Raw genomic sequence first — 13,852 nt, forward strand, 5'->3', positions numbered from 1 at the left:
CATCAACGATAATCCTGCCCAAGCGAAAAACGGCGCAAAGCCGATGGCAGGCGACAGGGGTAAGAAAGATGACGGACATCCGGGCAACGGCGACGCCGCCGTTCCGGCTGAGCATGCTGGTCAACGACCAGCGGTATCGGTCCCTGACATTTCAGGTCATCGTGTTCATTCTGGTCATGGCCGCCGCATGGTGGCTGGTCGACAACACGATCCGCAACCTGGCCCTGATGGGCAAGAGCTTCGATTTCGGGTTCCTGTTCCAGCGCGCGGGCTATGACATCCCGCAGACGCCGATCCCCTATACCGCCGACGATTCGCACCTGCGCGCATCGGTCGTGGGCCTGCTGAACACGCTGATCGTGGCGGTGCTGGGCTGCATCGCGGCGACGGTCCTGGGCGTGATCGTGGGCGTGTCGCGCCTGTCCAAGAACTGGCTGTTCGCCCGGCTGATGACCGTCTTTGTCGAGATCTTCCGCAACATGCCGCTGCTGCTGTGGATCCTGATCGTCTATGCGATCTTCACCGAGATCCTGCCGCCGCCCAACGCATTCCGCGGCGAGGCCGCGACATCGGGGATGATCCTCTTTGACCACGTGGCGCTGACCAATCGCTATACCGCGCTGCCCACGCTGGCGATGACGAACGATCCGGGCAGCCTGGACCTGGGCGCGCGCATCACCTTCAACTGGGCCACCATCGCTTTTGTCGTGGTGCTGGTCGGGGGGTGGTTCGCACGCCGCATGATCGCGTCCTGGGCGCAGAACGTGCAGGACCGCACCGGCAGTCGGCCCACCACCTGGTGGATGTCGCTGGCGGTGATGATCGTGCCGTCGCTGCTGCTGATCTGGTATTTCGGCCTGCATCTGGAGCCGCCCACGCTGCAGGGCTTCAACTTCACCGGTGGGCTGAACGTGTCGAACTCGCTGGTCGCGCTGTGGCTGGCGCTGACGCTGTACACCGCCGCCTTCATCGCCGAGATCGTGCGCGCCGGCATCCTGGCCGTCAGCCGCGGCCAGTCCGAGGCGGCATTCGCCCTGGGCCTGCGCCCGAACCGCACCATGAGCCTGGTGATCCTGCCGCAGGCGCTGCGCGTGATCATTCCGCCGCTGATCTCTCAGTACCTGAACCTGACCAAGAACAGTTCGCTGGCGATTGCCGTGGGCTACATGGACCTGCGCGGCACCCTGGGGGGGACCACGCTGAACCAGACCGGCCGCGAGCTGGAGGCCATCGTGCTGATGATGCTGACCTATCTGGCCCTCAGCCTGATCATTTCCGCCGGGATGAACGTCTTCAACGCCCGCGTCAAACTGAAGGAGCGGTGAGATGAGCGACACCCACGCCCAGACCGTGCCCTTCGTGCGCGACACCATGCTGCCCTCGGCCGCGCCGCCGGTCCGCGAATCGGGGTCGATCCGCTGGCTGCGGACGAACCTCTTCTCGGGGCCGGTCAACACGGTGCTGACCCTTCTTGGGGCGCTGATCATCTGGTTCCTGGTCTCGACCTTCTGGGACTGGTTCGCCCATTCGGTCTGGAACGCCTCCAGCCTGAACGAATGCCGCGCGATCATCGCGGCCACCTGGGGCGAGGACGCCCGCGGCGCCTGTTTCGCGGTGATCCGCGAACGCTGGAACCAGTACGTCTTCGGCTTCTATCCGGTCGAGCTGTACTGGCGGCCCACGATGACCTTCGGCCTGCTGATGGTCGCGCTGGCGCCGGTGCTGTTCTCGGCCTCGCTGTCGATCCGCCGCGTGGTGCTGGGCATCACCGCCGTCGTCACGCTGTGGGCGATGGTCGTGCTGGGCGCACCGGCGGGCTGGCTGATCTTTGCGGCTGCGGCGCTTGTCGCGGGACTGGTCGCATCAGAGCGCAACATCAGCTGGATGCTGCCCTTCTCGCTGGTCTATCCGCTGCTGGGCGTATGGTTCCTGTGGGGCGGCACCCTGTGGGGGCCGATCTTCGTGCTGGTCGGGCCCCTGCTGGGCTGGCTTGCCTGGCGGGCGCTGTCGCGCGTCTCTCCGATGCTGGCGACGGTCGTGGCGATCCTGGTGACGGTGTTGTTCTGGCTGGTGCTGGCAGGTGACGCGGCCCGCGATGCCGAGGCGCTGCTGCCGCTGTCGATCGACGCGGTGCGGTCGGACCGTTTCGGCGGCTTCCTGCTGTCGCTGACCATCGGCGTGGCGGGCATCGCGCTGTCACTGCCCCTGGGCATCGTTCTGGCGCTGGCGCGTCAGTCGGACATGTTCCTGATCAAGTCGCTGGCGGTGATCTTCATCGAGTTCATCCGCGGCGTGCCGCTGATCACGCTGCTGTTCGTGGCTTCGCTGCTGCTGAACTACTTCCTGCCCCCGGGCACCAATTTCGACATCATCCTGCGCGTCATCATCATGGTGACGATCTTCGCCGCCGCCTACATGGCCGAGGTGATCCGCGGCGGTCTGGCCGCGCTGCCCAAGGGGCAGTACGAGGCCGCCGATGCCCTGGGCCTGGACTACTGGAAGGCGCAGCGCCTGATCGTGCTGCCGCAGGCGCTGAAAATCTCGATCCCGGGGATCGTGTCGACCTTCATCGGCATGTTCAAGGACACGACGCTGGTGACCTTCGTGGGGCTCTATGATCCGCTGAAATCCATGTCGGACGCGGTGCGCGCCAATGTCGAATGGAAGGGCATCTACTGGGAGCCGTTCATTTTCGTCGGCGCCATCTTCTTTCTCATCTGCTTCGGCATGTCGCGATACTCGATGTATCTGGAACGCCGCCTGCAACGCGACCACAGGTAAGGACCCTGGTTATGGAACACATCGAACGCCGCATCGACCGCAGCCAGATGACCGTCAGCGACGAGGTCGCCATCGACATCCGCAACATGAACAAGTGGTACGGCACGTTCCACGTCCTGCGCGACATCGACCTGACCGTGCACAAGGGGGAACGGATCGTCATCGCCGGTCCGTCGGGGTCGGGGAAATCGACCCTGATCCGCTGCATCAACCGGCTGGAGGAGCATCAGGCGGGCCATATCGTCGTCGACGGGGTCGAACTGACCAGCGACATCAAGAACATCGACAAGGTCCGTTCCGAAGTCGGCATGGTCTTTCAGCACTTCAACCTGTTTCCGCACCTGACCGTGCTGGAGAACTGCACCTTGGCGCCCATCTGGGTGCGCAAGGTGCCGCGCAAGCAGGCCGAGGCGACCGCGATGCGGTTCCTGGAAAAGGTCAAGATCCCCGAACAGGCCGGGAAATATCCGGGCCAGTTGTCGGGCGGTCAGCAGCAGCGCGTGGCCATCGCCCGGTCGCTGTGTATGCAGCCCAAGATCATGCTGTTCGACGAGCCGACCAGCGCCCTGGACCCCGAGATGATCAAGGAGGTCCTGGACACCATGATCGAGCTGGCCGAGGAGGGGATGACCATGATCTGCGTCACCCACGAAATGGGCTTTGCGCAGGCCGTGGCAAACCGGGTGATCTTCATGGATCAGGGTCAGATCGTCGAGCAGAACAATCCAACCGACTTCTTCAACAACCCGAAATCCGAGCGGACCAAGCTGTTTCTCAGCCAGATCCTGGGTCACTGATCGACGGCGGGGGCGCGGCGCGCCCGCCGGACATCCTCAGATGCGCCCGTCCAGGCGCACGAAATCCATCACGCTGCCCTGACCCTTCTGCAGGTCGGCCCAGCTGTCGATCTGGAAATCCACCACCAGCGTCGCGCCGGTCGGATAGCGGCGGAAATCTGGGTCCATCGGCAGGCGCGCGGGCAGTATCGATGCGAATTCCGAAATGCCCGGGTTATGGCCCAGCATCATCACCGTCGGCATCGTCGCCGTCTTCAGCACCGCCATCATCTTTTCCGCGCCGGCCTGATACAGGCCCGGCTCGATCCGCATCAGCGGCCGTACCTCGAGGGGGGCACCGGCGATTACTGCCCAGGTTTCCTGCGTGCGGGCCGAGGACGAACACAGGACCTCCTCGGGTTCATACCCGCGGCTGGCCAGCCAGTCGCCCAAGGCGCGCGCGGACCGGCGACCGCGATCGTTCAGTGGCCGGTCGTGATCGTCCAGGGTGGGATCGTCCCAGGCCGATTTCGCATGACGTGTCAGGATCAGGCGTCTGTGTCCAAGTGGGGTCATGGAAATGCTGCCTCTTTGTGCCATGCTGTCGGTTTCGGCAGCCTGCCACAGGCGCTGGCGAAGGGGCAAGCGCCCTTCGCCATGCCCCGATCACAGGCTGCTGGCGACCTGACGCAGGCCGCGCGGGGTCACGCGCGGTTCGGTGGTCCGGATCAGCGATCCGGCGCCGTGTTCGGTGAACAGCTCCAGCAGGCAGGCGTTGGGCACGCGTCCGTCCAGGATCACCACCGCGCGCACCCCGTCGTCCAGCGCCTTCAGCGCGGTCTCGGTCTTGGGGATCATGCCGCCGGCGATCTGGCCGTCGGCGATCATCGCGCGGACCTGGTCGGGATGCAGCTGCGTGACCACCTGGCCGGTCGCGTCCTTGACGCCCGCGACATCGGTCAAAAGCAGCAGGCGGTCGGCCTTGAGCGCGCCGGCGATGGCCCCCGCCGCGGTGTCGCCGTTGACGTTGAAGGTCTCGTTATCCTCCATGCCGGTGGCGACGGGGGCGATGACCGGGATCATCCCGGCGGTATACAGGTCGCGAATGATCTGGACGTTCATCTCGACTGGGCGACCGACGAAACCCAGTTCCGGGTCGTCGGCCTCGCACACCATCATGTCGTCGTCCTTGCCCGAGATGCCGACTGCGCGGCCGCCCGCGTCATTGATCGCCTGGACGATGCGCTTGTTCACCAAGCCGGACAGCACCATCTCGACCACCTCGACGGTCTCCTTGGTGGTGACGCGCTTGCCGCGGACAAAGCGGCTCTCGATGCCAAGGCGACCCAGCAGGTCGTTGATCATCGGCCCGCCACCATGGCAGACGACCGGGTTCATGCCGACCTGCTTCATCAGCACGACGTCGCGGGCGAATTCGGCCATCGCCTCGTCGTCGCCCATGGCGTTGCCGCCGAACTTGACCACGACGACCGCCCCGGAATAGCGCTGCAGATAGGGCAGGGCTTCGGATAGGGTGCGTGCGGTGGCGATCCAGTCACGGTTCATGTTCTGTGTTCTCATCCTTGGGGCCCCGATCTGACGGGGCGGACCCTAGGACGCATGCGCCGATCAGTCCAGCCCGGCGATGATCGCGCGCAGCGTGGCGATGCCCTGGTTCTTTTCGGAGCTGGTGACGACCAGTTCCGGATAGGCGGCAGGGTGTTTCTGCAACGCTTCGCGCACCTGGTCCAGGACCGGGGCCAGGGCGTTCGGGCCCAGCTTGTCGGTCTTGGTCATCACCACTTGGAACGGCACCGCGGACCGGTCCAGCAGGGTCATGATCTCGTGGTCGACATCCTTCACGCCATGGCGCGAATCGATCAGGCAGAACGCGCGGCGCAGGGTCTGACGCCCGGCCAGGTAGGATTTCAGCAGCGCCTGCCATTTCGCGACGACGGCGACGGGGGCCTTGGCAAAGCCATAGCCCGGAAGGTCGACCAGATAGGAGTGCTCGCCCAGGGCGAAATAGTTGATCTCTTGCGTGCGGCCCGGCGTGTTCGACGCGCGGGCCAGCCCCTTGCGGCCGGTCAGCGCGTTGATCAGGCTGGACTTGCCCACGTTCGATCGGCCCGCAAAGCAGACTTCGGGACGGTTCGGTGGCGGCAGGCCGTCCATGTGGACGACGCCCTTGACGAAATCGACCGGCCCCGCGAACAGCAGGCGAGCCTGCTCTGCCTTGGAGGCTTCGGGATCGGGGGCGGTGGGAAAGGCGACTTTCATGCGTGGACCTGATCTTGCAGGCGGACCGGACCGCCGGTGACAACCTCGGCGAAGATGCCGAAATCGGTGTGGCCGTAAAGCCGGTCCAGCGTCTGGACCATGTCGATATCGCGCGTCCCGCTGTCGGTATCCGCGCTGGTGGCGTCGCAGCGGCCGACATGGTCGGTGACCCGCAGTTCTGCCGCGCCGATGCGGATGGTGCGGCCGATCAGGTCGCGCTCCGCAAAGGGCGCCCAGCCATCGACCCACAGGTTGCCGCGCCACCGATGCGTGCCGAAGGCCTGGCCGCATTGAGCTTCCAGATGGGCGAGGCTGGACAGGGACAGGATGGACACAAAGGGCCGCTTCTGATCGGTCCAGACGGCCGCTCCATGCACCAGCCGGGTGGGGGCAGGGGCATCGGTCGGCCAAAGCGGGCGCAACCAATCGATCAACTGCTGTCCCTGGGTGGCAGGATCCAGCACCAGCGTGCCAGCCCGCGGGTGGGACAGGTGCAGCATGCCGTCCCGCCACCCGCCGACGATGGCCTGCAGGTCGGCCGAGACGACGCCGCGCAGGAAGCAGGATTTGGGCAGCCAACGATCCGGCTGTCCGTCGGTCTGGTGGGCCAAGGCGTGGCGTTCACCGGCCTCTGTCAGCACCGCCCATTCACGATCGCCGGGCAGGCGACGGCCGGTCTGCAGGGTGACCTGCTCCAGCCCCTCTCCGCCGACCGACTTGATCGGATGGCGGCGGATCAGGGCCAGATGCGCGGTCACTTTCCTGCGCCGGGCTTGTTGCCGGGACGCTTGCGCGTGGGCATCGACGACTTGATGTTGCCGAACAGGTCCGGACGGTGCCCGTGCATCGACATGATCGTGTACTGCTGCAGGATCGTGATCACGTTGTTGGTGATCCAGTACAGCACCAGACCCGAGGCGAAGCCGCCCAGCATGAACATGAAGATCCACGGCATCCAAGCAAAGATCATCTTCTGCGCGGCGTCCGTGGGGGCCGGGTTCAGACGCTGCTGCATCCACATGCTGATGCCCAGGGCAATCGCCAGCGCGGGCAGCGTGACCGAGTGCAGCAGCGTCCCCTGTGCCGGCACGCCATAGGGCAGCAGGCCATAGAGGTTCAGCAGGCTGGACGGGTCGGGTGCGGACAGATCCTGGATCCAGCCGAACCACGGTGCATGGCGCAGTTCGATGGTGACGAAGATCACCTTGTAGAGCGAGAAGAAGATCGGGATCTGCAGCAGGATCGGCAGGCAGCCCGCGGCAGGGTTCACCTTTTCCCGCTTGTAGAGCTCCATCACTTCCTTCTGGAACTTCATCCGGTCGTCACCGGTGCGCGCCTTGATCTCCTCCATCTGCGGCTGCAGCTCCTTCATCTTCGCCATCGAGATGTAGGACTTGCGCGCCAGCGGGAAGACCAGCGTCTTCAGCACGAAGGTCAGCGCGATGATCGCCCAGCCCATGTTGCCGATGATGCCGTGCAGCCAGTGCAGCAGCTGGAAGATCGGCTTGGTCAGGAAGTAGAACCAGCCCCAGTCGATCGAATCGACGAAGCGCTGGATGCCGGGGGTCTCCTCATAGCCGCGGATGACCTCCCAGACCTTGGCGCCGGCGAACAGGTAGCTGTCCGCGCTCAGCTGGGTGCCTGGCTCCACCGTCTGCATCGGGAAGCGGGCCTCGGTCTGATAGATGTCGGCGCCGTCGGCGTATTTCACGACCGCGGTGAAGGCCTGGCCGGGCGCGGGGGCCAGCGAAGACATCCAGTACTTGTCGGTGAAACCGATCCAGCCGTTGCCGGTGACGTTATAGACCTCGGCCCGGCCTTCGCGGTCGATCGGGTCCAGTTCCGCGACGTCGTCGTATTTCATCTCGACCAGGGTGCCGTCGACCATGCCGACCACGCCCTCGTGCAGGATGAAGTTGTTCTGGGTGTCGGGGCGGCCATGGCGCGCGATGATGCCGTAGGGCGCGGCCGAGAACGCCGCATCGCCGTTGTTCTGCAGGCTCTGGCCGACGGTGAACAGATAGTTGTCGTCCAGCGCGAAGGTCCGGCGGAAGATCTGGCCCGCGCCGTTGTCCCATGCCAGCGTCACCGGCTGACCGGGGGACAGCGTCTCGCCCGATTCCAGCGTCCAGACGGTCGCGGGGTTCGGAACCAGGCTTGCATCCACGCCCGGACCGGGGGTCCAGCCATAGACGGCGTAATAGGGTTTGTACTGGGCGCTGTCGACGGGAATGCTGTCATCGGCCGTCGCGCTGGACGGCGTCAGCAGTCGCACGTCCGGAGACCCCTCGTCGCGGGTTTCCTGATAGCGGGTCAGCAGAAGGTCGTCGATGCGACCGCCGGCCAGCGAAATGGACCCCGACAGCGCCGACGACTGGATCGCGACCCGACCGGCGGGTTCTGCGGCATCCGGCTCGGCCGCCAGGTCGGCGGGGGCCGTCATGGCCGCTTCCGTTCCGGGGGTGGCCAGCGGCTGGTCGCCCACGACCTGTTCCGTCAGCGGCTGCCCCGAGGGCTGGTCGGAGACGGGTTCGGGGGCGAAGACCGTATACCATACCAGGATCACCAGAAACGACAGGACCGTTGCCAGGATCAAATTGCGGTTGTTGTCTTCCATTCCGTCACCACCGTCATCGCGTCAGTCTGGGCGGTTCAACAGAACGCACCCCCAAAGGTCAAGCGGATTTGCCATTTGACGCAGGAATGCAAGGGAATTCGCCGAAACGCCCCGCGCGTGCGACCGCGGGGCGCGGGTCAGTGGGGCGGATGTCAGCCGCGCAGGCCGATCGTGGGAAGGCGCGCCGCGGCGTCCGCGTGGCCGGCCAGGAAGTCGAGGCTTTTCGTCAGCGGCATGGGCCGGGCGATAGCATAGCCCTGGACTTCGTCGCAGCCCATCTGCGCCAGGAACGCGTATTCCTCGCGGGTTTCAACCCCTTCGGCCAAGGCCGCGATGCCCAACCGCTCGGCCAGGGCCAGGATCGCCAGGATCATCCGCTGCTGGCCGTTGTCGATGTCGCAGGCGGTGACAAAGCTGCGGTCGATCTTGATGCGGTTGATGCCGAACTGTCGGATCGCGTCCAGGCTGGCATAGCCGGTGCCGAAATCGTCCAGGTCGATCTGGCAGCCTGCCTCGGCCAGCTTGCGCAGGTTCTCGCGGGTCTCTCCGCTGCTGGTGACGGGGCCGACGCTTTCCAGTACCTCGACCACCAGGCGGCGTGGAGAGATCTCGTGGCGATCCAGCTCCCACAGCAGGCAGTCGGCAAAACCGCGGTCCGACAGTTCGCAGTTCGAGATGTTGATCGACACGGTCGGCACGTCGAACCCGGCCTTGTCCCAGGTCTTCAGCGCGGCCATGGACTGCGCCAGCATGAACAGCGTCAGGGTGTTGTGATCGGCAGGCGACATGTGCGGCAGGAACACCCCCGGGGCAAGGATGCCGCGGGTCGGGTGGTTCCAGCGGGCCAGCGCCTCGAACCCGGTGATCTGGCCGGAATTGCAGCACACCTGCGGCTGGAACCATGCCTCCATCTGCGCCGCGACCACGGCGTCGCTGACGGTCGCGATCAGGCCCGGCCCGGACAGGGCAGGGTCGTAGGGATAGAGGCGCAGCTGGCCCAGGGCGCAATCCTCGACCAGGTTCATCCGCTGGCGGGCATTGTCGACCAGCGCGGTGATTGAGGGCAGGTCGGGGGTCGTGGCGTGGATCAGAACGCCGGTCATCACCGGGGTGAGCTGCTGGCCCGACAGGGCGACGGGCGTCTGTCCCTGCTGGTGCAGCCTGCGCGCGACCTGCAGCGCGTCGCGGTCGGTCCGGTCGCGCAGCACGAAGGCGAACAGGCCGGGCGCCAGCACCTGCACCGGATCATAGGGACGCACCGCGCCACCCAGGGTCATCGACAGCTGCACCATCAGGTGCCCCATCGCGGCCTTGTCCAGGATGTTGCCCAGGGCTTCGGTGTTCTCCAGCCGCATCAGCAGCAGGCTGCGGGACAGGTCCTGACCCCGCTTGGCGCCGCCAAGCAGCCTGCGGAGGGGCGAGAACAAGCGGTTCGCATTCTTTGACATACCGGACCTTTCACGGAATCACCGGGGTCAGGAATAGATCAAATTGCTTGTCGTACCGTTAATGTTCCCTGGCCAGATCGCGCAGGATCGGCGGAAGGGCGGGCTTATCACCCTGTTCGGGCGGGAAAATCGCGGAAAAATCGAATAGTTCAGTATCCAGCAGGTGCGACGGCCGGACATTCATCAGCGACCGGAACATCACCTGCCGTCGTCCGGGCGTACGCGCCTCCCATTCGTCCAGCATGCGTTTCACCTGGACGCGCTGCAGCCCTTCCTGGCTTCCGCACAGATCGCAGGGGATGATGGGATAGTTCATCGCCCGCGAAAAGCGGTCGCAATCGTCCTCGGCCACATAGGCCAGCGGGCGCAGGACGGTCAGGTCGCCATCCTCATTCAGCAGCTTCGGCGGCATGGTGGCCAGGCGACCGCCATGGAACAGGTTCATGAAGAACGTCTCCAGCATGTCGTCGCGGTGATGGCCCAGCACGACGGCGGAACAGCCCTCCTCGCGCGCGATGCGGTACAGGTTGCCGCGGCGCAGACGCGAACACAGCGCGCAATAGGTGCGGCCTGCCGGGACCTTCTCCTTCACGATGGAATAGGTGTCCTGGTATTCGATCCGGTGCGGCACGCCGCGCGCCTTTAGGAACTCGGGCAGCACCGTGGCCGGAAAGTTGGGCTGCCCCTGGTCCAGGTTGCAGGCCAGCAGCTCGACCGGCAGCAGGCCGCGCCACTGCAGCTCGTGCAGGATCGCCAGCAGGGTATAGCTGTCCTTGCCGCCCGATAGGCACACCAGCCAGCGGTCGCCGGGGCGGACCATCGCGTAATCCTCGATCGCGGCGCGGGTCTCGCGGACCAGCCGCTTGCGCAGCTTGCGGAACTCGGTCCCCTGGGGGGCGCCCGCGAACAGGGGGTGGATCTCGGTGGTGTCAGCGTCGTCCAGCATCGCGGGCCCTTTCATTGTCGGGATCGGCGCCGGGCACCGGGTCATAGCCGTGCCCGCCCCAGGGATGACAGCGCCCGATGCGGCGCAGGGCCAGCCAGCTGCCGCGCAGGGCGCCGTGGCGGGCCAGCGCATCCAGCGCATAGGCCGAACAGGTCGGCTGGAACCGGCAGCCATGCCCGACCCAAGGAGAGGCCAGCAGCCGATAGCCGCGCACCGGCAGCGCGACAAGGCGCGCCAGCGGGCTCATGCGTGGATCTTGGCCATGGCGCGCGCGAAATCGCCCTGCAGATCGGCAAAGGGCCGGGCGATGGTCGCTTCGGGGCGTCCGACCAGGACATAGTCCCATCCGGCATGACCCAGATCGCCCAGCCCAAGGCGGGCGACCTCGCGCAGGCGCCGCTTGGCGCGATTGCGGGCCACGGCATTGCCGATCTTCTTGGAGCAGGTAAATCCGATCCGTGCCGGGCCGTCATCGTCCCGCCTGCGGGCCTGCAGCAGGAAGCCCGGCATTCCCTGACGGCGCGCACGGGCGGCGGCCAGGAAATCGGCGCGTTTCTGCAGGACGGGCGGCATGCGAAATGCCGCCGTGCCGACATCCCTTGGCTGAACTTCAGCAGGATGGGGCAGAGGCGGCATGTCGAAAGCCTTTACGTGGCGGTCGTGACCGCCGGCAGGATCACGAATGATCAGGCCGACAGACGCTTGCGGCCCTTGGCGCGGCGGCGGTTCAGCACCAGACGGCCGCCTTTGGTGGCCATGCGGGCGCGGAAGCCGTGACGGCGCGCACGAACGAGGTTCGACGGTTGGAAGGTGCGCTTCATGATCAGTCTCCGGGTCGGTTCTTGCGGGGCGGATCGGGACGGGGCAGATTGCAGAAGACTGCCCTGCGCCACGACGCCGGTTGTTCGAAGCCCGCTGGATAGTGGACCCGCAGGCCCACGTCAACCATCCAAACCGGTAAATCACGGGCCAATCGGTCCGGGAACCGGGTCACGATCACATTCGTTTGATGTGCAAACCCGCAATCGCTTGGCTGACAAGTCCGGCCCGCGACACCATAACCCGGACACGATGCGACTGAACACGATCTCTGGCCGATTCGCCGCGCTGACAACCATGTTCGTCATCCTGGCAGAGCTGTTCATCCTGCTGCCATCCTTGGCGGGCTTCCGGCTGGACTATCTGGAGAGCCGGCTTGAACGGGCGCAGATCGCCAGCCTGGCCCTGCTGGCCACCGACGAATCGATCGCCCTGGATCTGGAGGCCGAGCTGCTGCAGACGGCCGGCGTGTTCAACGTCGTGCTGCGGCGCAACGACGTGCGCCAGCTGGTCCTGTCGTCGCCCATCCCGGGCCCGATCGCCGCGACGTATGATCTGCGGTCCGAAGGTGTGCTGCACACGATAGGCGATTCGCTGCGGGCGTTGGCCGACCGACAGAATCGCGTGATCCGCGTCATCGGCGCACCGGTGAATCAGGCGGGCCAGCTGATCGAGATCACCATGGAGACCGCGCCCCTGCGTCAGGCGATGATCGACTACGGCCTGCGCCTGCTGGCGGTATCGGCCGCGTTCTCGATCCTGACGGCGGTCCTGCTGTTCACAGCCGCGCAACGGATGATCCTCGTGCCGATCCGCCGCGTGATCACCCACATGTCCGCCTATGCCAGCGCGCCCGAGGACAGCCGCCACATCATCATCCCCGACGCGCGCCTTGCGGAACTCCGCGAGGCCGAGACCGCCCTGCAGTCGATGCAGCAGACCGTGACATCCTCCCTCAAGCAGAAGGAGCGCATGGCACAGCTGGGCCAGGCGATCGCAAAGATCAGCCACGACCTGCGCAACATCCTGACCACCGCACAGATCTTTGCCGACCGTCTGGAGGACAGCGCCGACCCCAAGGTGCGCCGCGCCGCGCCCAAGCTGGTCAATTCGATCACCCGCGCCGTGAACCTGTGCGAGACGACGCTGGCCTTCGGCAAGGCCGAGGAGCCTGCGCCGACGCTGTCACGCTTCAACCTGGCGCAGCTGGCCGCCGAGGTGATTGAGGCCGAGACCCTGGCAGGGGAGGCGGCAGGGCGGGTCGAGTTCCTGACCGACATTCCCCCCAGCCTTGTGATCCGCGCCGATCGCGATCAGCTGTACCGCGTGCTGGCCAACCTGGCCCGCAATGCCCGCCAGGCGATCGAGGCGACCGGCGGCCCCGGCACGGTCGAGATCGGCGCCGGCGAGGCAGAGAGCGATTGGTGGATCAAGGTGTGCGATTCGGGACCGGGCCTGCCGGACAAGGCGCGCGAATACCTGTTCAAGCCCTTCACAGGCAGCACGCGCCGCGGGGGCACGGGCTTGGGTCTGACGATCGCGGCCGATCTGGTGCGTGGGCACGGGGGCCGGCTGATCCTGCTGCGCAGCGATGCCGAGGGCAGCCAGTTCTGCATCCACATCCCCCGCGGGATGGCCGATCTGTCGGTCCGCGCCGATGCTGCGGCGCGCTGAAGGACAATTTGCCAAAAAGGAGTCATCTTTTTGTCTTTTCGCCCTTGCATCCCCCCGGCGTGGCCGCTAATTCCCACCGCATGTTGCACCCGTAGCTCAGCTGGATAGAGCACCAGACTACGAATCTGGGGGTCGGGCGTTCGAATCGCTCCGGGTGCACCATTTTTCCTTTCGTGAATACCAAGCAAAATTTCCGTTTGTATCACGGCTTTGCCTTTTTGGTGGTCCAGCTTCCCCGCCCGCTCCTTCCTGTTCCGCCAGTGGCGAAGCCATCCCTGCGTTTCACTTTGGATGACCTGATGTCATTCGAAGGGCAAAGCAGGGTGGGCGCAGCCCGACCTGCGGCCGGACGGTGATCTGACACACGGGGCTGGAGCGGTGAAATTGGGAGGGACCCGCGCGCTTGCGCGTGGGAGGAACCGGATCTCTCCGTGGAGGCTGACTGTTGATTTCCACCCAGAACTGAGCCGGGTTTTCCATCGAGAAGTGAGCCACCTCTGATTATGGATAT

14 protein-coding genes and 1 tRNA gene are annotated in these 13,852 nt (G+C 65.6%); 5 read left to right on the plus strand and 10 right to left on the minus strand.

From position 1 onward, the window contains the following. Positions 1-68: 68 nt before the first annotated feature. The 3 genes from FHD68_RS05025 to FHD68_RS05035 are packed head-to-tail and all read left to right on the plus strand — an operon-like array spanning position 69 to position 3,578. Positions 69-1,325 (plus strand): amino acid ABC transporter permease, encoded by a 1,257-nt coding sequence (locus tag FHD68_RS05025; protein ID WP_240542503.1) that lies wholly within the window; start codon positions 69-71, stop codon positions 1,323-1,325. A gap of 1 nt (position 1,326) precedes the next feature. Beyond that, the gene (locus FHD68_RS05030; RefSeq protein ID WP_139085326.1) at positions 1,327-2,781 is read left to right on the plus strand and encodes an amino acid ABC transporter permease; all 1,455 of its coding nucleotides are present in this window, start codon (positions 1,327-1,329) and stop codon (positions 2,779-2,781) included. An 11-nt stretch (positions 2,782-2,792) separates the two neighbouring features. After that, positions 2,793-3,578 carry an amino acid ABC transporter ATP-binding protein gene (locus tag FHD68_RS05035; RefSeq protein ID WP_045982136.1) on the plus strand — a complete coding sequence of 262 codons (786 nt, stop codon included), beginning with the start codon at positions 2,793-2,795 and terminating at the stop codon, positions 3,576-3,578. A 36-nt stretch (positions 3,579-3,614) separates the two neighbouring features. Here FHD68_RS05035 and FHD68_RS05040 read toward each other — a convergent pair whose 3' ends face one another. The 10 genes from FHD68_RS05040 to rpmH all read right to left on the minus strand — a co-directional run bounded on the left by FHD68_RS05040 (position 3,615) and on the right by rpmH (position 11,669). Next, on the minus strand, positions 3,615-4,133 hold the full coding sequence (locus FHD68_RS05040; RefSeq protein ID WP_127897953.1) for a SixA phosphatase family protein: 519 nt from the start codon (positions 4,131-4,133) through the stop codon (positions 3,615-3,617). 90 nt (positions 4,134-4,223) lie between these two features. Then, positions 4,224-5,123 (minus strand): acetylglutamate kinase, encoded by a 900-nt coding sequence (gene argB / locus FHD68_RS05045; RefSeq protein WP_045982134.1) that lies wholly within the window; start codon positions 5,121-5,123, stop codon positions 4,224-4,226. A 63-nt stretch (positions 5,124-5,186) separates the two neighbouring features. Then, positions 5,187-5,837, minus strand: a complete 651-nt coding sequence (yihA, locus tag FHD68_RS05050; protein ID WP_045982133.1) for a ribosome biogenesis GTP-binding protein YihA/YsxC — start codon at positions 5,835-5,837, stop codon at positions 5,187-5,189. Continuing rightward, positions 5,834-6,595 carry an MOSC domain-containing protein gene (locus FHD68_RS05055; RefSeq protein ID WP_127897954.1) on the minus strand — a complete coding sequence of 254 codons (762 nt, stop codon included), beginning with the start codon at positions 6,593-6,595 and terminating at the stop codon, positions 5,834-5,836. The genes yihA and FHD68_RS05055 overlap by 4 nt, the downstream gene beginning before the upstream one ends. Then, complete coding sequence (gene yidC / locus FHD68_RS05060) at positions 6,592-8,454, minus strand: membrane protein insertase YidC (RefSeq protein ID WP_127897955.1); 1,863 nt, start codon at positions 8,452-8,454, stop codon at positions 6,592-6,594. The genes FHD68_RS05055 and yidC overlap by 4 nt, the downstream gene beginning before the upstream one ends. A 152-nt stretch (positions 8,455-8,606) precedes the next feature. Continuing rightward, complete coding sequence (locus FHD68_RS05065; RefSeq protein WP_167550366.1) at positions 8,607-9,881, minus strand: EAL domain-containing protein; 1,275 nt, start codon at positions 9,879-9,881, stop codon at positions 8,607-8,609. A 79-nt stretch (positions 9,882-9,960) separates the two neighbouring features. After that, complete coding sequence (gene ttcA, locus FHD68_RS05070; protein WP_127897957.1) at positions 9,961-10,848, minus strand: tRNA 2-thiocytidine(32) synthetase TtcA; 888 nt, start codon at positions 10,846-10,848, stop codon at positions 9,961-9,963. Further along, positions 10,832-11,095: a membrane protein insertion efficiency factor YidD gene (gene yidD / locus FHD68_RS05075; RefSeq protein ID WP_127897958.1), complete on the minus strand. Its 264-nt coding sequence runs from the start codon at positions 11,093-11,095 to the stop codon at positions 10,832-10,834. Before yidD ends, ttcA begins: the two co-directional genes overlap by 17 nt. Further along, entirely contained in the window at positions 11,092-11,484 is a 393-nt protein-coding gene (gene rnpA, locus FHD68_RS05080; RefSeq protein WP_127897959.1) for a ribonuclease P protein component, read from the minus strand. Before rnpA ends, yidD begins: the two co-directional genes overlap by 4 nt. Before the next feature lie 50 nt (positions 11,485-11,534). Then, positions 11,535-11,669: a 50S ribosomal protein L34 gene (gene rpmH, locus FHD68_RS05085; protein WP_042247969.1), complete on the minus strand. Its 135-nt coding sequence runs from the start codon at positions 11,667-11,669 to the stop codon at positions 11,535-11,537. A gap of 250 nt (positions 11,670-11,919) precedes the next feature. Between rpmH and FHD68_RS05090 the strand changes: the two genes are divergently transcribed. Then, positions 11,920-13,341, plus strand: coding sequence for a sensor histidine kinase (locus FHD68_RS05090; protein ID WP_127897960.1), 1,422 nt, complete (start codon positions 11,920-11,922; stop codon positions 13,339-13,341). A gap of 85 nt (positions 13,342-13,426) precedes the next feature. Further along, positions 13,427-13,503 (plus strand) — tRNA-Arg (locus FHD68_RS05095). Positions 13,504-13,852 lie beyond the last annotated feature (349 nt).

It is taken from the genome of Paracoccus marcusii, assembly GCF_006151785.1.
GTDB lineage: Bacteria > Pseudomonadota > Alphaproteobacteria > Rhodobacterales > Rhodobacteraceae > Paracoccus > Paracoccus marcusii.

What these genes read in the sequence shown, in the direction of transcription:
- FHD68_RS05025 (WP_240542503.1), top strand. Translation starts at nt 69, where the DNA reads ATGACGGACATCCGGGCAACGGCGACGCCGCCGTTCCGGCTGAGCATG.
- FHD68_RS05030 (WP_139085326.1), top strand. Translation starts at nt 1,327, where the DNA reads ATGAGCGACACCCACGCCCAGACCGTGCCCTTCGTGCGCGACACCATG.
- FHD68_RS05035 (WP_045982136.1), top strand. Translation starts at nt 2,793, where the DNA reads ATGGAACACATCGAACGCCGCATCGACCGCAGCCAGATGACCGTCAGC.
- FHD68_RS05040 (WP_127897953.1), bottom strand. Translation starts at nt 4,133, where the DNA reads ATGACCCCACTTGGACACAGACGCCTGATCCTGACACGTCATGCGAAA.
- argB (WP_045982134.1), bottom strand. Translation starts at nt 5,123, where the DNA reads ATGAACCGTGACTGGATCGCCACCGCACGCACCCTATCCGAAGCCCTG.
- yihA (WP_045982133.1), bottom strand. Translation starts at nt 5,837, where the DNA reads ATGAAAGTCGCCTTTCCCACCGCCCCCGATCCCGAAGCCTCCAAGGCA.
- yidC (WP_127897955.1), bottom strand. Translation starts at nt 8,454, where the DNA reads ATGGAAGACAACAACCGCAATTTGATCCTGGCAACGGTCCTGTCGTTT.
- ttcA (WP_127897957.1), bottom strand. Translation starts at nt 10,848, where the DNA reads ATGCTGGACGACGCTGACACCACCGAGATCCACCCCCTGTTCGCGGGC.
- yidD (WP_127897958.1), bottom strand. Translation starts at nt 11,095, where the DNA reads ATGAGCCCGCTGGCGCGCCTTGTCGCGCTGCCGGTGCGCGGCTATCGG.
- rnpA (WP_127897959.1), bottom strand. Translation starts at nt 11,484, where the DNA reads ATGCCGCCTCTGCCCCATCCTGCTGAAGTTCAGCCAAGGGATGTCGGC.
- rpmH (WP_042247969.1), bottom strand. Translation starts at nt 11,669, where the DNA reads ATGAAGCGCACCTTCCAACCGTCGAACCTCGTTCGTGCGCGCCGTCAC.
- FHD68_RS05090 (WP_127897960.1), top strand. Translation starts at nt 11,920, where the DNA reads ATGCGACTGAACACGATCTCTGGCCGATTCGCCGCGCTGACAACCATG.